The organism is Carnobacterium sp., from assembly GCF_040274425.1.
In genome coordinates, this window is sequence record NZ_JBEMBC010000011.1 from 1 (window position 1) to 20,390 (window position 20,390).

The following is a 20,390-nucleotide window of genomic DNA, read 5'->3' on the forward strand; positions in this document are numbered from 1 at the left end:
GCCAAAAGACTGCACATTACTCAACCCGCTGTCACTCAACACATCCAGTATTTGCAGCAGGAATTAGGGGTCGAACTGATTCGCTATGAAAATAGACAACTGTCCTTAACAGCTAAAGGCAAGCAACTGCAAAAGGATCTTTATTTGCTGCAAAGAGAGATCACTAAAGTGCAAAAACAATTGGCCTCTACTGTAGAACACACTACTCTTACATTTGGAGCTTCTTTGACGATTGGGGAATATATGATGCCGGACCTCATTGAGTCGTATTTAAATCAATATCCAACGCATGATATTTCGATGGTAACGGACAACACTCAACACTTGATCGAACTATTGGAACATGGGAAAATCGATTTTGCACTTGTGGAAGGAGAATTCAATCAATCTTTATTTGAATTTCAAAAAATTGCTGAGGAACCGTTTATCGCTGTCTGTTCCGAAAAATGCTCTTTATGGAAACAGGATCAAAGTATTAATGACTTATTTTCTACGACGATTTTGGTGCGTGAAGCGGGATCTGGATCACGGCTTATTTTCGAAACAGCCATAAAAAATAAAGGAATCCATTTAGATAGCTTTTCGAAAGTCATGACGATTGGGAGTATCGGTGCAATAAAAAAACTGGTCGAAAAAAATTTAGGTATTACTTTTGTGTATCAGAAAGCTGTTGAAGAAGAACTAAATAAAGGAACTTTAAAAAAGATTCCGTTAAGTGATTTCAGTGTAGTTCATCCGTTTTATTTGATTTATTTGAAAAGGATTCAGTTAAGAGGAGTGGAAACAATAGAAAATTTTTTAAGATTGATAGAATGAGCAAATTAAAATTGGAAAATTAATTTTACAATCGGCGATATATCAAAGAATTTTTAAACAGATCTAATCTTAATAAAATATTCGTAAATTAATTGCTCAGCTAGGAAATGAGCACCAAGATTAGTATTACAAGGGGAGGCACCTGAATCTATTACACAAGATTTTTTTACTACTGATTTAAAAAGCCTTAATTTTAAATCCTTGGTCTTCAAAACTAATTATTAATTCTTATACATAAAGGCATAATATTAATTCTTATACATAAAGGCATAATCGTTTAGAAATGATTCGAATTTATCAGTATCAAAATTCAATATCATAAGAGGCGTTTATGTCTGTTCTTAAGATGGATGACGAGTAAAAATGTTGATAAACAGTAACTTTATAATCAAATAATGGAAATAAATGCTATCCTTCCGATAAAATATTTTTTGTATTATTTTTGTCGGAAGGTTTAGTTGTTTTTAAATAAAAAATCATGTTGCAAAAGTTTAATGTAGGTGTCATCTTAAACAGACGCTCAAATTAAAAAATAGTGCTCTTTTGGATATTTAAGTTGACGAGATTATTAATCTGTGCTATTTTTAAAACGTAATCATTACGTTTTAAAAAGGAAGGTGGTCATTATATGCGAGTAAAAGTGATACTTGAAAGTATTGAAACAGATGAGAGGAATTATCACACAACTAAAAACAAACGAACTCAACCAGAACGGTTAGAATTAATGAAGTACTCTCCTAAATTAAGAAAGAAAATCTTGTATAAAGAAATTCGTTAGTATATTTAGTTATAGAATTTTTATTCTGTTTTGTATAAGTCTTTTTTTCTTATACATAAATTTATTTTATCTTTTTTGTAAATACTCACTTCGAGTTGCAATCAAGTCATAAAGTAGAAAGTATGAATCATACAAACTATTTATAAAAAGGAGAATTTTTAGGGTATACGATTGCGCGATTATTGGAGGAGGCCCTACAGGTCTTAGTGCAGTACTTGTTTTAGGAAGAGCCAAACTTAATGTTCTTTTGATCGACAATAACGACCCGCGTAATAAAGTAACAAATGAATCACATGGCTTTATCACAAATAACAGCTTATCCTCGTTCACTATTAGAGAAAAAGCAAAAAATGATCTACTAAAATACTCCAATATTCAACTAATATCTGACAATGTTGCCGATATTTCTGATCAACGTTCTTTTTTTATCAGTGAAACGTTAAAAAATAAATTGGAAACAAAACGAATTATTTTAGCAACAGGTTTGAAAGAAACTATTCCTAACGTTAAAGGGTTAGAGTCAGTATATGGCAATCTATTTTTTATTGCCCTTTTTGTGATGGTTGGGAGTTGAAGGATCCGAAATTAGCCATCATTGTCGAACAAGAAGAACACTTATTACATTTTTCAACAATGATTTTTCATTGGAGCAAGCAATTAAGTGTCTTCACAAATGGTATGAAAGTTGCTGATTCCATTAAATCAATTCTTTCCAAAAACAAGATCCAATTGTTTTTGGAAAGAATTGAATCCATTGAAAAAATTGATAGTAAAGGCAAGATTAACTTACACAACAATGAATCAATTTGGAAGTACAGCTTTCAAAAATGCTTATGCAGCTGGAGATAGTAATGCAATATTTGAAGAACAACTTGTTCACTCAGCAAGCTCCGGAAGTAAAGTAGCATCAGGAATGGTAAAAGAGATTGCTTTTGAGAATTTTATTACGGATATATAAGAAATAAAGATCATTGATTATAAAATGACTTTATTGGTTTATCAATTTTTATGTGCTGAATGTTATATAAATAGGAAATGAGGAAATGAATGATGGCTAAAAAAAGTAAAATTGAAAAACATAAACGCCAACAAGCAACAGTTGAAAAATATGCTGCTATTCGAAAAGAGCTAAAAGCAGATGGAGATTATACTGCATTACAGAAATTGCCTCGAGATGCTTCACCAACGCGTTTGCATCATCGTGATCTTATAGATGGTAGGCCAAGAGGTTACATGCGCAAATTCGGTGTATCAAGAATTACGTTCAGGAATTTGGCTCATGCTGGACTTATACCTGGCGTAAAAAAAGCCAGCTGGTAAAGGCTTTAAGGTTTTAGTAGATTATTAAATAGATACCATCATTATTTAGAAGAAATAAAAGGTTGTCTTTATAAGAAAACTGTTACTAGTTAACCTTTAATATATTCATTCAAAAAAATGATAGTTAAATTAGTTAAATTTACTTAATGAAATTAAAGATAAGGAGAAGATAAGATGTCTGAAAAAGAAGATTTAGCGAGTGCTAGACGAAGAATGAAAAGTCCAAATATAAAAACAAAGAAGCGTGCATTAAAAATTATTTTAGATGATAAAAGAAGAAAAAAAGGTATTAAATAAAAAAATTATATTACGTCGATTCTAAGGTTAGATTAGACAAGTAAAAAAGCCAATCATGGTATGCTTAAAATGTAATTCCAACTAAAAAACATAAAAAAGTAATCAAAAATGACCTGTACCTAAAAAAAATAGAGTTTTCTCTAACTTTTTAGGTACAGGTCATTAACTATTGTATTTATAATAATTTTCGTGCAGTAGATTTATAGATGAAGTTTTATAAAAAGTAGCGAATTCACTATCTTTTCCTACTGTAATCCAGTCTGCTTTAGTAATTAAACTAGCATAACCTAATTGAGGTGTACTTGTAGCGATTAAAGAAAAAACATTTGTATTTAAACCATCAAATGAGTTTGAAAACATTTTCTCGAATCTGTTTTTTTTATTCTGTTTATGTGTAGTAACATAACCGTTAAGAATAGAAGAACTAATCAGTTCAAGCTCTTCTCCATTAATAAATGTAATAACTAACTTCATGTTATAACATTTCCTTTATGGGAGTATCGCACACAATATCAGAATTACGAATTATTATGACCTTAAGTTAAAATTTAAGTTGAAAAATATAATCAGAGTAGCCACACTTGCGACAAAAAATATCGTATTTCCAACAAAACCAACACCAATTTTTTCACGTCCATTTTTGATCTGTAACATTGATTTATTAACTACAGTCATTTAAATCCCTCCAATTTTTAATACATTCGTTATTTAAAAATAAAACTTAAAATATATTTTAAGTCATTAGGTAACTTACTTAAAAAAATTCATAGAAGTTTTGATTCTTTTGTTTTCAAAAAGAGAGTAGGAGACTCTAGTTGTTCTTAATAGTTTTGAGGAAATATAAAATAAAGTGAAATCAAGAATAGGATTACTATTGGAAATGAATATAGAGTGATCTGATATAATTTAGTTTTTTTCTTAGAAATATCAGTTGAATCAAACACATTTATTCCCTCTTTAAATGTATCAGCAATATGGTCAAGAAAAAAAGAAAAAACCATTGATAGCCATCCAGCATAAAATAACCAATCTGAATCAAAATAGAGAAGCAATAGATAAAAGAAAAATAATGAATAACTTAGAGGATTGATCCACTTATATTTGTTGTTTGGATCCTTGATAAAGAAAACTAAAGCTCGAATCAGCAGAATTGGTATAGCAATCAGCGATAAAATGTTCATGAATAGAGTAAATTTTCCCATTAAAAACCTCCAAAATATTGCCTTCATTGTGCTTATGTATAATAGTTACTTAGAAAATTATTCTAATTTATTCTCTAAACATTTTGGTTCTATATCAGTTAATTTATATAATTGATTTTAGCATTATAAGAGTACATTGTGTATCTGAAAATAAAAAATTATGTTTTGAGACATAACTACTTATTGATCTTCATAGTTTAGTATAAGAGCATTCGTTTATTTGGATTTTTTAGCAAGCTAACTACATCGAGTTGAGATTCCTTTCTGGTATAATATAATTACCAGAAAGGAGGGAGAAATATAATGTATAACTATAGAGTTTTAACTGTTACGAGTAATCCTATTGGAGAATTTGAAGGACGCGAAACTGTACAAAACGATTTAGAAGTATTGTTAGGAGAAGTAAGTGAAAATGAAGGAGAAATTGTTTCTGTCAACCAAGTTCTGACTGAACCGCATATTTTACTTACAACAGTTGTTTATAAAGTGAAATAAACTTCAAGACTCCTTTTAGGGGTCTTTTTTATATTAAGTTAATTCATTAGTATCATAATTGATGATGGAACTATTATTAAAAAGGGTATTTACAATAAAAATAGGAAACTGCCCTACACATATGACGTGTAGGGCAGTCGATGAATCTATTGGTTAACTTAGTTAGGCTATTACTTCATAAGTACCATCTTTATAGATTTTATATATACCAGCAGTTCCAGAACCGCCTTGCTCTCTTAGCGATTGACTTACTAATCTTAATGTATATGAATTTTCATCTGATTCTAAAAGACCATAGACGATATCAGTGTTATCAGCTTCAATTCCAGTTTGTTCTTTGATAAAAGCAAAAGCTTCTTCTTCAGAATTGATGACATTTTCAGATGTGCTTGGAGTACTTTCTGTTGGTTCTTCCAAACTACTTGAACTCGATGATTCACTTTGTCCATCAGAAGTAGGTGTACTTGAAGCACTTTCTGCCGATTCTTCCAAGCTACTTGAACTTGATGAAATACTTTGTGCAACAGAAGATTGTGAAGAAGCTTCTTCATCTCCATTTCCAGTACCGCAGCTGGTTAAAATAAATAACCCCATCAGCATAGTTAAAGTCATACTTAATTTTTTCATTCTTTCTCCTTTCATAATAGGAATAGTTTGAAAAAAGAAGATGCAACTATTCTATTAGTGTTATTTTTTGATTGGATAATTTTTATTGCCTGATTAGAGTATATCACTACCAAACTTTTATTAAAAACAATAGGCTGATCAACTTTATTGAACTCGCTGATCTATTTAATAGTAAAAATAATGGAATAAACTTTAAAACATAACCTTTTTGTGTGGCATTCGATGACCTTTATAATCAAATACTTGCCCAAAGTAATTAGGTGGGCTTAATAGTTTGAACTTTTGCACCACTAATTGATTGCGGTCGTTAATGACAGATTCAATTGTAATTTTTGAACCAAGTTCTATTTCATACATAAAGCTAAAAGCTTTTTTACCAGCTATTAAACAATTAAACTTGCGACCATCCGAGAGTAGAGTAAACCTACAGAAAGGTGTGCCGTTTTTTGTATTGATCACCTTAACATCTGAATCAACTTTTCCTGTAATGATAGCCGTATTCATATTTTCCCCTCCATTTCATTGTCATCAGTAAGATCAGTCCATTTTTTTAGACTGATAAATTGAATGTTGCGAATTTCATCGAAATCAACTTTTGTATCCTTTACGTAGATACCTAGTTCATCTCCACCAATGACCAGACCAACAATATCATCTTTATAATGCCCATTTTGGTCGACTGCTTCAATTTGAATAGCAATAGATTTATTCTTGAGTACAGCTTCATTGATTACAGATGTGATTTCTTGTGAGTTCATTTGTCTTTTTTGTGGATTGAATTTCTTTTTCTCATTCGTTAATTTTTCTTGAGCAGCTGTGTGTTCAGACAAATAAAATCCTGCCCATTTTTTAATACCCCGATCACGGTATTCATCATTTAAGTAATTCATTTTATACCCTCCATTCCACCAGCATGACCACCAACAAGCGAACTACGGTCGATAGCTGTTGCGCCGTCCATAAGACTACTAGCGTGTACTAATGACTGAAAACCATATTTATCTCTTATTTTATCGACTAACAAATCTAATTTTTCATTTGTAATTTGTTCAGTTGGATTTTCAAATAGATCCAATTGAATATCACTCGTATAGGATAATTTTGAATAGGTAATTCCTATGCGCCGGACGGATTTGTCATCCTCGTAATACTTATTAAAGATTTCAAAGCAGTATTCAACTAATTTTTTTGTATTAGAAGTACTTGGTATCTTTAATTGGCGCGAAAAACCATCTTGTTCCTCATACTTAGAGTAACTAACAGAAAGACTGACACATCCTGTTTGACAATAATGCTTTCTAATTCGGGTAGCAACTTGTTCAGCCATTTCACGAATAACGATTTTAATTTCATGTTTTTTATAATAATCCTTTTTGAGAATTTGAGAGTTGCCATAGCTTTTTTCTAAAGGACGATAGGAGTCTCTAATGTCGCTGCGATCGATGCCCCAAGCACTTGCATATAATTGTTCACCAATCAAGCCCATTGAATCTCTCAACTGATAAAAATTTGCATGGGCTAAATCATAGACTGTTTTAATTCCTAAACTGTTTAATCTAAGTGCTGTTCGACTTCCAATACCCCACATGTCTGTCATGTTTTCTATTTTCCAAACGGTTTTTGGAACGTCCTTATATCGCCATTCCGCAATAAAATCTCCATTATGTTTGGCTTCATTGTCTAAAGCTAGTTTAGCCATTAGCATATTATCGCCAATGCCAATCGTTACGTATAGACCGGTTTTTTTAAAAATATGGTATTGAATCATTCTAGCCATTTCATAGGCACTTTTTCTTTTGAAAAGCTTTAAACTTCCTCGGACAGAAATAAACGATTCGTCGATACTATAAATATGTAAATCCTCATCAGAAACGTACTTACGAAAAATATCGTTGATTTCAGTATTCTTTTCGATATAATAGCTCATTCTAGGTGGTACGATAACCAAATTCGGGTGATAAGGGATTTCCCATTTCCTAGTAACGTTTCTAATACCTAATACTTTTTTAGCCATTGGTGAAGCAGCTAGTACGATTCCGCCGGGTTTATCTGCGTTACTCATAACAACTAATAGAGCTTTTAGAGGATGTAAGCCACGTTCAACACATTCCACAGACGCATAAAAAGATTTAACGTCAATACAAAAAATATCATCGCTTTTTTCTTTTGCATAATTGAATGACATAAGAACCCCTCCTTTCATTCTATTATACGAACATGCGTTCTGTTTGTAAAGCGAACACTCATAAAAAATAGTTAGATACAAGAAAACTTCACTTCATAAAATAAAGATTAAATCATCAAGCTTCCAACAATAATTAAATGTAAAACCCCTACAACATGAACATCAAGAGTTCTAAAAGTGAAACTCAAGTACAGAATCTATTGCAATAATTGGATTACAGATTAGACAAACGTATTTAAAACGCTTTCGTATAAATGGTTCTAGTATTATAATAGAATTAAGTGTATTTAAAATTTTACTATTCAAGTTATTTGTTGTGGCATGGAAAAAAGATTGAAAGAGTTGATCTTAAGAATAATAATCTGAAAATCGTTAATTATTTTCAACAATAAAAGAAAGGTGGTGCTTTTTTGTTAGATAAAACAATTCCATATGCGGAAATTTGGATGTATCGTTCAAAAAATCTTCCAGTTAATGAACCGATTTTACCGGAAGGTTTTTACTTTAAAAGTTATCAAGAGGGCGATGAAGTAGAATGGGCAGCTATCGAAACGGCTGTTTCAGAATTTGAGAATGAGAGACTAGCATTGGATTACTTCGAGGAAAAATTTGCGCCATACTCTAAAGATCTAAGAACGCGATTGTTATTTGTCCTAGATTCTACAGGAGAAAAAGTTGGCACGTGTTCAGCTTGGTGGAAGGAATTACCTAATGGTGAGCGTTATCCATTAGTTCATTGGGTAGCTGTAAAACCAGGTTACCAAGGTAAAGGGCTCGCAAAAGCAATGGTGAATCAAACTCTTAAACTATTACAGGAACTTGAACAAAATTCGCCTATTTATTTGCACACTCAAACGTGGAGTTATGTGGCAATTCGGTTGTATCAAAAACTAGGATTTGAGATAACGGATAAGAACTTAGATGGAAGCCCTAATGTAGATTATCAAAAAGCTATAAGTGTTTTAGCTAGCATACAGAATTAAAAAAGCTAGGCTCATAAAAAACAATGTTCAGCATCAATCACTAAATTTGTAGATACCAGTATCTGGAATCAAATTTTCCTAATAGTCCAAAGAAATGTAAGTTTTCTTCATTAAGAATTAGGGCTTATTTTTTGTGATAAAAAAGTATAACGATTGAATAAAATAAAAGAAAGTTGTTTTTACTTGACTTAAAGTTCACTTCAAGGTGTATCCTAGTCACTAATAAGGTAACTTTTATTGAAAGGCTTTTGAATAAGAAAAAGAGATATAATTTAGTAAAATAAACTTTATGAGGTAGCTTCATTATTAGTTAAGGGGTGAATAGATGGAATATACGAAACTAGGAAATACAGGAATGGATGTTTCAAGGATTTGTCTAGGAGCAATGAGTTTTGGAGATCCAGAAAAATGGATTCACAAATGGGTTTTAAATGAAAAAGAAAGTTTTCCGATTATTAAACGAGCATTGGAACTAGGTATCAATTTTTTTGATACTGCGAACATCTACTCGATTGGGAAAAGCGAAGAAATTTTAGGAAAAGTATTAAAACAGTATGCTAATCGAGATGAGATCGTATTAGCAACAAAAGTCCATGGTCATATGTTTGACGGTCCAAATGGTGGCGGTCTATCAAGGAAAGCTGTTCTTTCTCAAATTGACCAAAGTTTAGAACGATTGCAAACCGATTATGTTGATTTGTATATTACTCATCGCTGGGACTATGATACGCCAATAGAGGAAACGATGGAAGCACTGCATGATATCGTGAAATCTGGTAAAGCAAGGTATATTGGTGCTTCTTCAATGTATGCTTGGCAATTTCAAAAAGCACAAAATATAGCAGAACGGAATGGGTGGACTAAATTTATATCCATGCAAGATCATTTAAATTTGATTTACCGTGAAGAAGAACGCGAGATGATTCCTTATTGCTTATCAGAAAAAATTTCTCTGACGCCCTATAGTCCTTTAGCTTCAGGTCGCTTGACACGAGATTTATCGATTCAGACAAAACGGACAGAAACGGATAAAATAGCGCGTCTTAAATATGACAAAACAGCTGATCAGGATCTTGAAATTATTGAAAGAGTTGCACAACTAGCGGAACGTTATGAAGTCAGTAGAGTGCATGTAGCACTTGCGTGGCTTTTGCAAAAAGAGGGAGTGGCTGCACCGATTATTGGAGCAACTAAACTTGAACATGTTGAAACAGCTGTTGCTGCAGTAGATTTTAAACTTACTCAAGAAGATGTTCAATTTCTAGAAGAACCTTATACTCCACATCGTATCGTTGGTTTTTCATAGACAAATAAATAAAAAAATGGAGGCAAATCAAATGGAAACAGTTACGTTAGCGAATGGTATAAAAATGCCAATTTTAGGTTATGGAGTGTATCAAGTAGATGATCTTGAGGAATGTGAACGTGTAGTAAGTGAAGCTATCGAGGTAGGTTATCGTTCGATTGATACCGCGCAAGCTTACGGGAATGAATCCGCTGTTGGAAATGCTGTGAAGAAGAGCGGAATTCCCCGTGAAGACTTTTTTATCACAACAAAAGTGTGGATCTCAAATGCAGGATATGAAAATGCAAAAGCTTCTATAGAAGAGTCTATGGAAAAATTGCAAACCGATTATTTGGATTTAGTTTTGATCCACCAACCGTTTAACGATTACTACGGAACTTATCGTGCGATGGAAGAATATTATAGAGCAGGAAAAATAAAAGCTATTGGGGTCAGTAATTTTTATCCGGACCGTTTTATTGATATTGCTGAGTTCAGCGAAATCAAACCTATGGTAAATCAAGTCGAAACGCACGTATTTAACCAACAAGTAGAAGCTCAAAGTATTATGGAAGAATACAATACTCAAATTGAATCATGGGGACCATTCGCTGAAGGTAAAAATGATTTCTTTAACAATGAAACATTGAAAAAAATCGGTGAGAACTATGGCAAATCTGTAGCACAAGTTGCTTTACGTTATTTGATTCAACGGAATATAGTTGTCATTCCTAAAACAGTAACAAAAGAACGCATGATCCAAAATTTTGATGTCTTTAACTTTTCATTGACGGATGAAGAGATGGCAACGATTCTAGGATTGAACCAAAAAGAAAGTTTATTTTTCTCTCATTATGATCCAGAGACCGTTAAGTTTTTAACAGGATTAGGTAAAAGTAAATAACGACTGAATAAAATTACTTTTAAAGAATAAGTAGATTTCACTATCTATTTATTCTTTTTTTTGCTAATATAGTTACCTGTAGTAATTATACTAGGTAAACTAATTAGAAAAGAGGGCTGAGCAATGGATAGTCAACTATCTGAAGAATACATTGATGCATGTTTAAGTGCAAAACACACGATGCGGTTGTTGCCTGAACCTCCTCCTGAAGTCCAACAAAGACACGTTTATATCATCAAAACATTATACAATTTATCAAAAGAGTTAACGGAGGTACGTATAAGTGACATCGCTGAGACACTCGGCGTAACGCTGCCAAGTATCACAAAAAATATAACCTCGTTAGAAGACTTAGGTTATATAAAAAAAGTAGCCAACATTGAGGATAAACGGGTAGTAAATATCAAATTAACTAAAAAAGGACTAGCGTTGTACCAAAAAGTGGTCTATGAATTTCATCACAAAAATAGTCAGATTCTAAAAGATATTCCGGAAGAAGATATCCGGTTAACGATAAAAACGATTTACCGAATATATGATTTAATGGAGCAAGAACATTCGCTCAATTAAGAGGAGAGAAGCTAACAATGTATAAAACATTAATGAAATCATTGCGACAATACAAGAAACCGTCGTATTTAACTATGCTTTTTATGGCATTAGAAGTTGCTACAGAAATTTTCATTCCATTTCTTATGGCAAAAATTATTGACAAAGGGTTGATAGCAGGTGATCTAGATTATGTTTTTAAGATCGGATCACTAATGTTTCTGATGGCCTGCATGTCTATGCTGTTTGGAGTGCTAGGTGGGAAATTTTCTTCAGATGCCGCTGTAGGGCTTTCGACGAATCTTCGTCAAGATATCTACGAAAATATTCAAACGTTTGCCTTTGATAATATTGATAAATATTCTTCATCTAGTCTGATCACAAGATTGACAACGGATATTACCAATATTCAAATGGCTTTTCAAATGATTCTAAAAACAATTATTCGAGCACCATTCATGATTGCATTTGCATTTGCAATGGCCTCTTATACGAATTTGAAATTATCTTTAACTATTTTAATTATTGTTCCGATTGCAGGTTTTATTTTAGTTGGACTAATCTATCGCGTGCACCCTTATTTTATACAAGTATTCAAGAAATATGATCGATTGAATCAAACCGTACAAGAAGATATCAATGGTGTACGTGTTGTAAAATCTTTTGTTCGTGAAGAGAAAGAAATCGAAAAATTCAAAATAGCATCTGAGGATATTAAAAAGCTGTTTACAAAAGCAGAAAAAATCACAGCATTGAATGCTCCAGTAATGCAGATTGCTATTTACTCTTGTTTGCTTCTTGTTTATTGGTTTGGGGCGAAATACGTTGTAGGCGGAACAATGAGTACAGGTGAATTAACAAGTTTCATTACGTACATGATGCAGATTTTAAGCAGTATCATGATGATCTCTATGATCTTTATCATGATCGTTATCTCTGAAGCTTCAGTAGAACGTGTAACAGAAGTATTGAAAGAAAAAGCAACATTAACAAATCCTGAAAACCCGATTACAACAATTGAAAATGGGGAAATAGAATTTAGAAATGTTCAATTTAAATACAATGAACTTTCAGAAGAGCCTGATTTAAATGCTATTAATTTCAAGATCAAGTCTGGTGAAACAATTGGGATCATTGGCGGGACAGGTAGTGGTAAGACTTCACTGATTCAATTGATTCCGCGCTTATACGATGTGACTAAAGGTGAGGTATATGTTTCAGGTCATAACGTAAATGAGTATGATTTAGTCACCTTGCGTGATCAAATTGCAATGGTACTGCAAAAAAATACGTTATTTTCAGGAACGATCATCGATAACTTACGTTGGGGAAATAAAGAGGCCTCTGAAGAGGAAGTTCGCCGTGTTGCGAAATTAGCCCAAGCAGATGGCTTTATTCAAGACTTTCCAAACAAATATGAAACAGTGCTGGACCAAGGTGGTTCAAACGTCTCCGGTGGTCAAAAACAACGGTTAACAATTGCACGTGCCTTATTAAAACAACCAAAGATTTTGATTTTAGATGATTCAACAAGTGCTGTAGATACAAAAACAGATGCTTATATTCGAAAAGCATTTATTGAAGAAATTCCAAATACAACAAAAATTATTGTGTCACAACGCATTTCTTCCATTCAAGATGCTGACCGCATCATCGTCTTAGACGAAGGAGAAATCAGTGGAGTTGGTACACATGAAGAATTACTGGAAAATAATGAGATCTATAAAGAAGTATTTGATTCTCAAGTAAAAGGGGGGACAATAGTTGAAGAATAATCCGATTACGAGACCAACTGTTAGTCCATTAAAAATATTTAAAAGAATTCTGTCTTACGCAACGAAGCAATACAAATTACGGATCATTGTGGTAGTTGTCAGCATTATTATTAGTGCAGCAACCAATGCAATTGGGATCAGTTTTACAAAGACTTTGATTGATGAGTACATTGCGCCTCTTCTTACTCAGGCAACACCTGATTATTCGAATTTAGCACGTACTATTGGGCTAATGGCGATGTTGTATTTGACCGGTGCTCTATTTACCTATATTTTTAATCGCACAATGGTTACAGTGTCACAGGGAATCCTTAAAGATATTCGTGATGAAATGTTTACACATATGGAATCTTTGCCGATTCGTTATTTTGACAGCAATGCAACAGGCGATATCATGAGCCACTATACAAATGATACGGATACTCTAAGACAGATGATCAGTCAATCGATTCCACAAATATTTTCTTCGCTGATCATGATTTTATCGATTATTATTGCGATGTTTATCATTAATATTCCGATGACTTTAGTCGTGTTGTTTATGGTAGGGATCATGGTTGCTGTTATTCGTACGATCGGTGGCAAAAGTGGCCGATACTTCTCGATTCAACAAGCCGCATTAGGTACATTAAATGGTTATGTAGAAGAAATGATTGAAGGCCAAAAAGTTGTGAAAGTATTCAATCATGAAGATGAAGCAATCGCTGACTTTAGCAAATTAAATGAAGACTTGAGAGAGAATGCTACGAAAGCTAATACGTATGCAAATATCTTAATGCCGATCATGGGAAATATTGGGAACTTTATGTATTTGTTAACAGCTGTCATAGGAGCTACTCTCTCAATCACTGGATTAACGGCTTTAACGGTCGGTAGTATAGCATCTTTTGTTCAATTTACGAAAAGTATCACTATGCCTGTAGCACAGATCTCACAACAGTTTAATGTGATTATTTTATCGCTTGCGGGTGCAGAACGTATCTTTAATTTATTAGATGAAAAACCTGAAGAAGATGGTGGAACGGTTGAGTTAGTAAACATCACCAAACAAGCAGATGGAACAATTGTAGAATCTACACAACGGACTGGTGGTTGGGCATGGAAACAAGCTATTACTGCCAATGAAGTTGTGTACAAGGAGTTAACCGGGGATGTACGTTTTAAAGATGTGACCTTTGGCTATAATTCAGATAAAACGATTCTTCATAACATTAATTTATTTGCAAAACCAGGACAAAAACTTGCTTTTGTTGGAGCAACGGGTGCTGGGAAAACAACCATCACCAACTTGATCAATCGGTTTTACGATATTCAAAAAGGAACCATCACTTACGATGGGATCGATGTCAAAAACATCAAAAAAGATGATTTAAGAAGATCGTTAGGCATCGTTCTACAAGATACACATTTATTCTCAGGAACGATTAAGGACAATATTCGTTACGGACGATTAGATGCTACGGATGAAGAAATTGAAGCAGCGGCAAAATTAGTCAATGCTGACTTTTTCATCAGACAATTGCCACATGGGTATGATACAGAATTAACAGGAGATGGCGGTTCGCTTTCTCAAGGGCAAAGACAATTGCTGGCAATTGCTAGAGCAGCTGTTGCGAATCCACCAGTCTTGATTCTTGACGAAGCTACGTCAAGTATTGATACACGGACGGAATCGGTTGTCCAAAGCGGAATGGATGCTTTGATGAAAGGCAGAACGGTATTGGTAATTGCTCATCGCCTTTCAACTGTCCGCAACTCGGATGCGATCATGGTAATGGAACAAGGACGCATCATTGAAAGAGGAAACCATGAAGAGCTGATTTCTCAAGAAGGAGAATATTACCAACTTTATACTGGTGCTTTTGAAATGAACTAAATGATACCTTTTAAGCCAATTTATATTTAAAGGAATAGAAAGAGCTCTATTGAAGACGATAAAATCTTCAATAGAGCTTTTTAAATTGTCTTGGAGGTGCTTATTAGTCAAGTTAAACTCTCTTCGTTGCTCGTTTAATAAATAATATCTGTTTGTTAGTCAAACTGGGTCTTGCCGTAATGCTCATTTAATCAATAAATCTACTTATTAGTCAAATTGGACTTTGCTCAAGTACTCGTTTAATTAATAAACCCACTTTATTAATCAAATGAAACCCTAGTTCATATTTTATTTGATTAATATCGGACAGTTTACTTCATAATAAGTCGATTTGTAGTTACCATGTGAAACGTAATTACTGCTCAAAACTCTTTGAATCCGCTGTTCACTGTACATTCCTCCGCACCACTCATAAATAAGGTGCTTTGTAACTTTTAATTCAGGAAAAAGGCGATGAAATTCCTCTGATGAACGTTTGATGGCTTCTGTTATAGTTTCTCTATGACCGCAAGAAGAACATAGACGGTTATTTCGCGTATTCTTGTACTCAAATGAAAAACATTTCGGACAGAAAGTTCCCTTCTTAATAGTGCTAAAATCATATTCTGGTAAAAAAGATGGGCGGTAGTTTGTAATATGTAAATCACTCAACTGGGTGGCAAGCCGCGTATTAGTTTGTTTTATAGAGGTCTGCTTTTTCTTCATGTAATCAAAATAACGAGACAACTGATGTGCAAACAAGAATGGCTTATCCCGAGGTAACTGGTACAAGTAAAAATTTGGATCAATGAAAACAACTTGTGATCGTATCTCCATTTTGTGTCCTAATTTTCGCACTAAATTGTATAGAAGGGGTTGGCTGTTGTGAATTTGGGTCAGAGGATCAGTAATGACGAAATCAGATTGGGCGTAAAGACCATCCTCTTTGTAATCATAACTTCCCGAATAGTTTTTTACTTCATAGAGATAAATGGTATCCCCCATTAAAATAAGCGCATCGATTTGAACCATTTTACCCCGTTCCTTAAGTAATAAGTCATTTATTACTAAACAGTCAAACTGCAACTTTTCCAAATAGTTATCGAATTGTAATTCACCATTGTAGCCTTTCAGGTGATTGTAATAATCTTTTTTCTCTGAAGTACTGAGTACAGTTCGATAATTTAAGGATTCTAAAATCTGCAGCATCAGTGGCTTGGTACGTTTTTTTATAATCATGAAAAATCACCCTTCGCAAAATTTTTATCACTATTAATATGCGTAAAAAATATAGAAAAACTCATTAACTTATAGAGTTTATTCTCAAAAATCAAAATTATTGATGCCAGCCGAATACAAACTTTAGGTTACTAATGGCAAAAGTCTTTGTACTGCTTATACAGAATAGGAGCCTACTTTGCTAAATAAAGAGACACAAAAATGAGTTTCTTTTTATCTAAGTGTTATTTTATTGTATACTAAGAAGTGAAGGAAGTAGCATTTAATGTGCATTAAACTAGAAAGAGGATTGAAAATGAATTTTTGGACAGATCAAACAAAAACAACACAAGAAATTGCTCAAGATTTACTTGGGTGTTTGGTGATCAAAGAAACTGATGAAGGGGTGACATCTGGTTGGATCGTAGAAACGGAAGCCTATTTGGGTGAAGTGGATGAAGCTGCTCACAGTTACGGATTGAAAAAGACACCTCGATTAGCTTCTATGTACAAAGAATCAGGTACGATTTATATCTATAGTATGCACACTCATTTGATGTTGAACGTTGTGGTTCAAGATAAAGGTATACCGGAAGCGATTTTGATACGGGCTATTGAACCTTATAAAGGCATGGCACTTATGTCTGAACGTAGAGGGAAGACTGGTTTTGTAGTAACAGATGGACCTGGTAAATTAACAAAAGCAATGAATATTACAAAATTGGATGACGGCACACTTGCTACAGAACCTCCTTTAAGAATTGATGTGGAAACGAGAAAAATACCTAAAAAAATTGACGTTTCTTCTAGAATAGGTATTCCGAATAAAGGAGAATGGACAGAAGCTTTGCTTCGGTATACGGTTGCAGGAAATCCATACGTATCAAGAAAAAAAGGCAAGATAGATGCAGATTTCGGTTGGAATGAATCGACAACTAATGGAGGCGAAAAATAATGGCACAAGAAACAGTATTAGATTATTTAGGAGAAGCATTAGAAGAAAGTGATTTTGAATTTGATTGGAAATTAGAATGGAATAAGCGTCAACATGCTATTGAATTATATTTTTCGATTTTTGCTGAAAATAAAGAAAATCATGTTGTGATTGAAGATATTGAAGGAACTGCAAATAAAGGTGAGATCATTCAATTTGAAGACGCGATTTGTTTTTTTGACCCTAAAAAATCAAAAATTCAAATGGACAACTACTTAAAAGCTATTCCGTTTGATTTTAAAATGGGGATTGAAAAAGGATATGTTGATGCAGTATTGAAAACATTGCGTATTGTGGTAACAGAAGGACAATCTGATTTGTTAGATTTTGCTACTGATCCCGAAATTGATACATTTGAATTAAATTGGAACGATACGAATTTTGACGGAACGATTAAAACGTTGAAAGATATTAATCGCTACAGTGAGGAAAAGCTAATCTATCCGAAGTACTGAACGAGTAGAATCAACTATATTTTTTATTGGAGGCCACGTAACAAGATGAAATGGACAGAAATACAAATACAAACATCAAATGAAGCTTTAGATGCTGTGTCAAATATTCTTATTGAAGCAGGTTCGCAAGGGGTAGCTATTGAAGATATCCAAGATTTTTTAAATTCTCCAGATGATGGATTTGGTGAAATCTGGGCATTAGATGAAGCCGATTTTTCTCAAGAAGGCGTAATTATAAAAGGATATTTTCCAAATACACTATTCTTACCTGAATTGCTCCCGAGTATTAAACTTCGCATTAGTGAATTAGAAACGTTTGGTTTAACTATTGCGCCAAATATTGTAAAAGTGGACGAAGTTATGGAAGAAAACTGGGCTACTGCGTGGAAAAAATATTACCATCCGTTGCAAGTAACACGATTTTTAACGGTTGTTCCAAGTTGGGAAGAGTATGAATTAAAACATGCAGATGAGCGTGTGATTCGGTTAGATCCAGGCTTGGCTTTCGGTACAGGAACTCATCCAACCACTATGCTGTCTTTACAAGCTCTTGAAACATACATTCGTGGAAATGAAACGATTTTAGATGTAGGAACAGGTTCAGGTGTATTAAGTATTGCCAGTAAAGCTCTAGGCGCCAAGCATGTTCATGCATATGATTTAGATGATGTTGCAGTAAAATCAGCCATGGATAATATTAGATTAAATGACTATGCTAAAGACGTTACTGTAAAAGCCAATGACTTGCTGAAAGGTGTAACAATCGAAGCAGATATTGTGGTAGCTAATATCTTGTCAGAAATTATTGTGCCACTTATCCCAGAAGCTTATGATGTTTTAAAACCAGGTGGTCTATTTTTAACATCTGGAATTATTGAAGATAAAAAAGAACTCATTCTTTCTGAGCAAAAGAAACAAGGTTTCATCATTCTTCAAGTGCAACAAATGAAAGATTGGTGTAGTATTGTCGCTCAAAAACCGTTGGCGGAGGATGAATAAATGCAACGTTATTTTTTGAAAGAGGACTTAACAGATTACCAAAACCAAACCATTTCAATTAACGGAGATGCTTTCCATCATATGGTAAAAGTTATGCGCATGAAAGTTGATCATCGCGTGTATCTTGTCACAAAAGATCAAAAAGCTTTCATTGCTAGAATCAGTGCTATAGAAGAGAAAGAAGTTCAGTTAAATTGGGTAGAAGATGACCTTAGACAACAAGAATTACCAATTGAAGTAACGATTGCAAGCGGACTTCCTAAAGGTGATAAATTAGATCTAATCATTCAAAAGGGAACAGAGTTAGGTGCAAGTGCCTTTATTCCTTTTGCAGGTTCTTTTTCAATTACAAAATGGGACACCAAAAAAGCGGCAAAAAAAATTGAACGGTTACAAAAAATTGCGCAAGAAGCAGCTGAACAGTCTCATCGTACAAAAATCCCAACAATTGAGTCGCTCTCTTCGGTAAAACAGTTAATAGAGATGAAAGAAGATTTTGATGCCTGCTTAGTAGCTTATGAAGAAAGTGCTAAAGCGGGGGAAGATCAAAATTTTGTTAAAGGATTGAAACAGGTTCCTGTTGGCGGTAAGTTATTGATTATTTTTGGTCCAGAAGGTGGATTATCAAAAGAAGAAATCGATGCTTTCCTTCAAAATGGTTTTTTACCTTGTGCATTAGGTCCAAGAATTTTAAGAACAGAAACTGCTCCGTTATATGCTTTAGCAGCAACCTCATATCATTTTGAATTAATGCATAAATGAGAAATTTCTTTTTTGTTCCAAAATGAAAAGTCGGGTATAATGAAAATGCTATCAACAGTATAAGAAAGAGGGATATAATATGACAATAGAATTAAATAAAACAATTGATCACACGATATTAAAACCTGAAGCAACGGAAGCACAAATCATCACGCTTTGTGAAGAAGCTGCAGAATATAACTTTATGTCTGTATGTGTAAACCCTACATGGGTAAAAAAATCTGCTGAATTGCTTAAAGGTACAGATGTAAAAGTATGTACAGTTATTGGTTTCCCTTTAGGAGCTAATACGCCAGAAGTTAAGGCTTTTGAAGCAGAAAATGCGATTCAAAATGGCGCAACAGAAGTAGACATGGTTATCAATATTGGCGCTCTTAAAGGCGGAGATGACGCTTTAGTTCAACGTGATATTGAAAGTGTAGTAAACGTTTCAAAAGGAAAAGCTTTATCAAAAGTTATTATTGAAACAGCTCTATTAACTGACGAAGAAAAAGTACGTGCATGTGAACTTGCTAAAAAAGCAGGAGCAGATTATGTGAAAACATCTACTGGTTTTTCAACAGGTGGAGCAACACTTGAAGATATTAAATTAATGCGTGCTACTGTAGGTCCTGATATGGGCGTTAAAGCAAGTGGCGGTGTCCGTACAACGGAAGATGCTAAACAATTTATTGAAGCTGGAGCAACTCGCTTAGGTTCTTCAAATGGACTAGCAATCGTTAAAGGTTAATCGTGCCTCTAATAAATGAAATAACTAATTTGAAAGAATACGAGTCGAATGATTGACTCGTATTCTTTTTTATCAAAAAAATGATTAAAATAAAGACTGTTTTAGTTGATTTTTTGGTTTATATTGAAATTAAGGACTAAAATGAGTATAATATAGTGAGA

Annotated in this window: 26 protein-coding genes; 18 read left to right on the top strand and 8 right to left on the bottom strand. The window is 33.6% G+C overall.

From position 1 onward, the window contains the following. The 6 genes from ABS911_RS03625 to ABS911_RS03650 form a co-directional block, all read left to right on the top strand. On the top strand, positions 1–816 hold an 816-nt coding region (locus tag ABS911_RS03625; RefSeq protein WP_350466352.1), incomplete at its 5' end, for a LysR substrate-binding domain-containing protein. A gap of 628 nt (positions 817–1,444) precedes the next feature. Further along, complete coding sequence (gene rpmG, locus ABS911_RS03630) at positions 1,445–1,594, top strand: 50S ribosomal protein L33 (protein WP_350466353.1); 150 nt, start codon at positions 1,445–1,447, stop codon at positions 1,592–1,594. 178 nt (positions 1,595–1,772) lie between these two features. After that, on the top strand, positions 1,773–2,168 hold the full coding sequence (locus ABS911_RS03635) for an FAD-dependent oxidoreductase (RefSeq protein ID WP_350466402.1): 396 nt from the start codon (positions 1,773–1,775) through the stop codon (positions 2,166–2,168). Positions 2,169–2,348: 180 nt separating this feature from the next. Then, positions 2,349–2,552: a hypothetical protein gene (locus tag ABS911_RS03640; RefSeq protein WP_350466354.1), complete on the top strand. Its 204-nt coding sequence runs from the start codon at positions 2,349–2,351 to the stop codon at positions 2,550–2,552. Between the two features lie 92 nt (positions 2,553–2,644). Then, positions 2,645–2,914: a 30S ribosomal protein S14 gene (gene rpsN, locus ABS911_RS03645; RefSeq protein ID WP_350466403.1), complete on the top strand. Its 270-nt coding sequence runs from the start codon at positions 2,645–2,647 to the stop codon at positions 2,912–2,914. A 174-nt stretch (positions 2,915–3,088) separates the two neighbouring features. Beyond that, positions 3,089–3,211 (top strand): putative metal homeostasis protein, encoded by a 123-nt coding sequence (locus tag ABS911_RS03650; RefSeq protein ID WP_198022524.1) that lies wholly within the window; start codon positions 3,089–3,091, stop codon positions 3,209–3,211. Between the two features lie 162 nt (positions 3,212–3,373). Here the strand turns inward: ABS911_RS03650 and ABS911_RS03655 are convergent, their stop codons facing one another. The 3 genes from ABS911_RS03655 to ABS911_RS03665 form a co-directional block, all read right to left on the bottom strand. After that, a complete protein-coding gene (locus ABS911_RS03655) occupies positions 3,374–3,685 on the bottom strand; it encodes a hypothetical protein (RefSeq protein ID WP_350466355.1) in 312 nt (103 codons plus the stop codon). Between the two features lie 54 nt (positions 3,686–3,739). Then, entirely contained in the window at positions 3,740–3,886 is a 147-nt protein-coding gene (locus ABS911_RS03660; protein ID WP_350466356.1) for a hypothetical protein, read from the bottom strand. Positions 3,887–4,032: 146 nt separating this feature from the next. Then, the gene (locus ABS911_RS03665; protein ID WP_350466357.1) at positions 4,033–4,413 is read right to left on the bottom strand and encodes a hypothetical protein; all 381 of its coding nucleotides are present in this window, start codon (positions 4,411–4,413) and stop codon (positions 4,033–4,035) included. 303 nt (positions 4,414–4,716) lie between these two features. On the opposite strand from ABS911_RS03665, the gene ABS911_RS03670 reads away from it, so the two are divergent. Next, on the top strand, positions 4,717–4,908 hold the full coding sequence (locus ABS911_RS03670; RefSeq protein ID WP_350466358.1) for a hypothetical protein: 192 nt from the start codon (positions 4,717–4,719) through the stop codon (positions 4,906–4,908). A gap of 162 nt (positions 4,909–5,070) precedes the next feature. On the opposite strand, the gene ABS911_RS03675 is transcribed toward ABS911_RS03670, so the two are convergent. The 4 genes from ABS911_RS03675 to ABS911_RS03690 form a co-directional block, all read right to left on the bottom strand. Then, positions 5,071–5,535, bottom strand: coding sequence for a hypothetical protein (locus ABS911_RS03675; RefSeq protein ID WP_350466359.1), 465 nt, complete (start codon positions 5,533–5,535; stop codon positions 5,071–5,073). A gap of 192 nt (positions 5,536–5,727) precedes the next feature. Further along, the gene (locus tag ABS911_RS03680) at positions 5,728–6,039 is read right to left on the bottom strand and encodes an ssDNA-binding protein (protein ID WP_350466360.1); all 312 of its coding nucleotides are present in this window, start codon (positions 6,037–6,039) and stop codon (positions 5,728–5,730) included. Next, positions 6,036–6,425 carry a hypothetical protein gene (locus ABS911_RS03685; RefSeq protein WP_350466361.1) on the bottom strand — a complete coding sequence of 130 codons (390 nt, stop codon included), beginning with the start codon at positions 6,423–6,425 and terminating at the stop codon, positions 6,036–6,038. Before ABS911_RS03685 ends, ABS911_RS03680 begins: the two co-directional genes overlap by 4 nt. After that, entirely contained in the window at positions 6,422–7,720 is a 1,299-nt protein-coding gene (locus ABS911_RS03690) for a Y-family DNA polymerase (protein WP_350466362.1), read from the bottom strand. Before ABS911_RS03690 ends, ABS911_RS03685 begins: the two co-directional genes overlap by 4 nt. A gap of 410 nt (positions 7,721–8,130) precedes the next feature. Between ABS911_RS03690 and ABS911_RS03695 the strand changes: the two genes are divergently transcribed. The 6 genes from ABS911_RS03695 to ABS911_RS03720 all read left to right on the top strand — a co-directional run bounded on the left by ABS911_RS03695 (position 8,131) and on the right by ABS911_RS03720 (position 15,092). Then, positions 8,131–8,703, top strand: coding sequence for a GNAT family N-acetyltransferase (locus tag ABS911_RS03695; RefSeq protein ID WP_350466363.1), 573 nt, complete (start codon positions 8,131–8,133; stop codon positions 8,701–8,703). 325 nt (positions 8,704–9,028) lie between these two features. Then, on the top strand, positions 9,029–10,009 hold the full coding sequence (locus ABS911_RS03700) for an aldo/keto reductase (protein ID WP_350466364.1): 981 nt from the start codon (positions 9,029–9,031) through the stop codon (positions 10,007–10,009). A 31-nt stretch (positions 10,010–10,040) separates the two neighbouring features. Beyond that, positions 10,041–10,892: an aldo/keto reductase gene (locus tag ABS911_RS03705; protein ID WP_350466365.1), complete on the top strand. Its 852-nt coding sequence runs from the start codon at positions 10,041–10,043 to the stop codon at positions 10,890–10,892. Positions 10,893–11,015: 123 nt separating this feature from the next. Further along, a complete protein-coding gene (locus ABS911_RS03710) occupies positions 11,016–11,462 on the top strand; it encodes a MarR family winged helix-turn-helix transcriptional regulator (RefSeq protein ID WP_350466366.1) in 447 nt (148 codons plus the stop codon). Positions 11,463–11,479: 17 nt separating this feature from the next. Then, a complete protein-coding gene (locus ABS911_RS03715) occupies positions 11,480–13,216 on the top strand; it encodes an ABC transporter ATP-binding protein (RefSeq protein WP_350466367.1) in 1,737 nt (578 codons plus the stop codon). Then, positions 13,206–15,092: an ABC transporter ATP-binding protein gene (locus ABS911_RS03720; protein ID WP_350466368.1), complete on the top strand. Its 1,887-nt coding sequence runs from the start codon at positions 13,206–13,208 to the stop codon at positions 15,090–15,092. Before ABS911_RS03715 ends, ABS911_RS03720 begins: the two co-directional genes overlap by 11 nt. Before the next feature lie 288 nt (positions 15,093–15,380). Here ABS911_RS03720 and ABS911_RS03725 read toward each other — a convergent pair whose 3' ends face one another. Then, the gene (locus ABS911_RS03725; RefSeq protein ID WP_350466369.1) at positions 15,381–16,310 is read right to left on the bottom strand and encodes an NERD domain-containing protein; all 930 of its coding nucleotides are present in this window, start codon (positions 16,308–16,310) and stop codon (positions 15,381–15,383) included. A gap of 295 nt (positions 16,311–16,605) precedes the next feature. Between ABS911_RS03725 and ABS911_RS03730 the strand changes: the two genes are divergently transcribed. The 5 genes from ABS911_RS03730 to deoC all read left to right on the top strand — a co-directional run bounded on the left by ABS911_RS03730 (position 16,606) and on the right by deoC (position 20,229). Next, positions 16,606–17,244 carry a DNA-3-methyladenine glycosylase gene (locus tag ABS911_RS03730; protein WP_350466370.1) on the top strand — a complete coding sequence of 213 codons (639 nt, stop codon included), beginning with the start codon at positions 16,606–16,608 and terminating at the stop codon, positions 17,242–17,244. Continuing rightward, positions 17,244–17,738 carry a DUF3013 family protein gene (locus ABS911_RS03735; protein WP_350466371.1) on the top strand — a complete coding sequence of 165 codons (495 nt, stop codon included), beginning with the start codon at positions 17,244–17,246 and terminating at the stop codon, positions 17,736–17,738. The genes ABS911_RS03730 and ABS911_RS03735 overlap by 1 nt, the downstream gene beginning before the upstream one ends. Before the next feature lie 45 nt (positions 17,739–17,783). Continuing rightward, positions 17,784–18,737: a 50S ribosomal protein L11 methyltransferase gene (gene prmA / locus ABS911_RS03740; RefSeq protein ID WP_350466372.1), complete on the top strand. Its 954-nt coding sequence runs from the start codon at positions 17,784–17,786 to the stop codon at positions 18,735–18,737. Beyond that, the gene (locus ABS911_RS03745) at positions 18,738–19,499 is read left to right on the top strand and encodes a 16S rRNA (uracil(1498)-N(3))-methyltransferase (protein WP_350466373.1); all 762 of its coding nucleotides are present in this window, start codon (positions 18,738–18,740) and stop codon (positions 19,497–19,499) included. 85 nt (positions 19,500–19,584) lie between these two features. Further along, entirely contained in the window at positions 19,585–20,229 is a 645-nt protein-coding gene (gene deoC, locus ABS911_RS03750) for a deoxyribose-phosphate aldolase (protein ID WP_202945007.1), read from the top strand. Positions 20,230–20,390 lie beyond the last annotated feature (161 nt).

What these genes read in the sequence shown, in the direction of transcription:
- rpmG (WP_350466353.1), top strand. Translation starts at nt 1,445, where the DNA reads ATGCGAGTAAAAGTGATACTTGAAAGTATTGAAACAGATGAGAGGAAT.
- rpsN (WP_350466403.1), top strand. Translation starts at nt 2,645, where the DNA reads ATGGCTAAAAAAAGTAAAATTGAAAAACATAAACGCCAACAAGCAACA.
- ABS911_RS03650 (WP_198022524.1), top strand. Translation starts at nt 3,089, where the DNA reads ATGTCTGAAAAAGAAGATTTAGCGAGTGCTAGACGAAGAATGAAAAGT.
- ABS911_RS03655 (WP_350466355.1), bottom strand. Translation starts at nt 3,685, where the DNA reads ATGAAGTTAGTTATTACATTTATTAATGGAGAAGAGCTTGAACTGATT.
- ABS911_RS03660 (WP_350466356.1), bottom strand. Translation starts at nt 3,886, where the DNA reads ATGACTGTAGTTAATAAATCAATGTTACAGATCAAAAATGGACGTGAA.
- ABS911_RS03665 (WP_350466357.1), bottom strand. Translation starts at nt 4,413, where the DNA reads ATGGGAAAATTTACTCTATTCATGAACATTTTATCGCTGATTGCTATA.
- ABS911_RS03670 (WP_350466358.1), top strand. Translation starts at nt 4,717, where the DNA reads ATGTATAACTATAGAGTTTTAACTGTTACGAGTAATCCTATTGGAGAA.
- ABS911_RS03675 (WP_350466359.1), bottom strand. Translation starts at nt 5,535, where the DNA reads ATGAAAAAATTAAGTATGACTTTAACTATGCTGATGGGGTTATTTATT.
- ABS911_RS03680 (WP_350466360.1), bottom strand. Translation starts at nt 6,039, where the DNA reads ATGAATACGGCTATCATTACAGGAAAAGTTGATTCAGATGTTAAGGTG.
- ABS911_RS03685 (WP_350466361.1), bottom strand. Translation starts at nt 6,425, where the DNA reads ATGAATTACTTAAATGATGAATACCGTGATCGGGGTATTAAAAAATGG.
- ABS911_RS03690 (WP_350466362.1), bottom strand. Translation starts at nt 7,720, where the DNA reads ATGTCATTCAATTATGCAAAAGAAAAAAGCGATGATATTTTTTGTATT.
- ABS911_RS03700 (WP_350466364.1), top strand. Translation starts at nt 9,029, where the DNA reads ATGGAATATACGAAACTAGGAAATACAGGAATGGATGTTTCAAGGATT.
- ABS911_RS03705 (WP_350466365.1), top strand. Translation starts at nt 10,041, where the DNA reads ATGGAAACAGTTACGTTAGCGAATGGTATAAAAATGCCAATTTTAGGT.
- ABS911_RS03710 (WP_350466366.1), top strand. Translation starts at nt 11,016, where the DNA reads ATGGATAGTCAACTATCTGAAGAATACATTGATGCATGTTTAAGTGCA.
- ABS911_RS03715 (WP_350466367.1), top strand. Translation starts at nt 11,480, where the DNA reads ATGTATAAAACATTAATGAAATCATTGCGACAATACAAGAAACCGTCG.
- ABS911_RS03725 (WP_350466369.1), bottom strand. Translation starts at nt 16,310, where the DNA reads ATGATTATAAAAAAACGTACCAAGCCACTGATGCTGCAGATTTTAGAA.
- ABS911_RS03730 (WP_350466370.1), top strand. Translation starts at nt 16,606, where the DNA reads ATGAATTTTTGGACAGATCAAACAAAAACAACACAAGAAATTGCTCAA.
- ABS911_RS03735 (WP_350466371.1), top strand. Translation starts at nt 17,244, where the DNA reads ATGGCACAAGAAACAGTATTAGATTATTTAGGAGAAGCATTAGAAGAA.
- prmA (WP_350466372.1), top strand. Translation starts at nt 17,784, where the DNA reads ATGAAATGGACAGAAATACAAATACAAACATCAAATGAAGCTTTAGAT.
- ABS911_RS03745 (WP_350466373.1), top strand. Translation starts at nt 18,738, where the DNA reads ATGCAACGTTATTTTTTGAAAGAGGACTTAACAGATTACCAAAACCAA.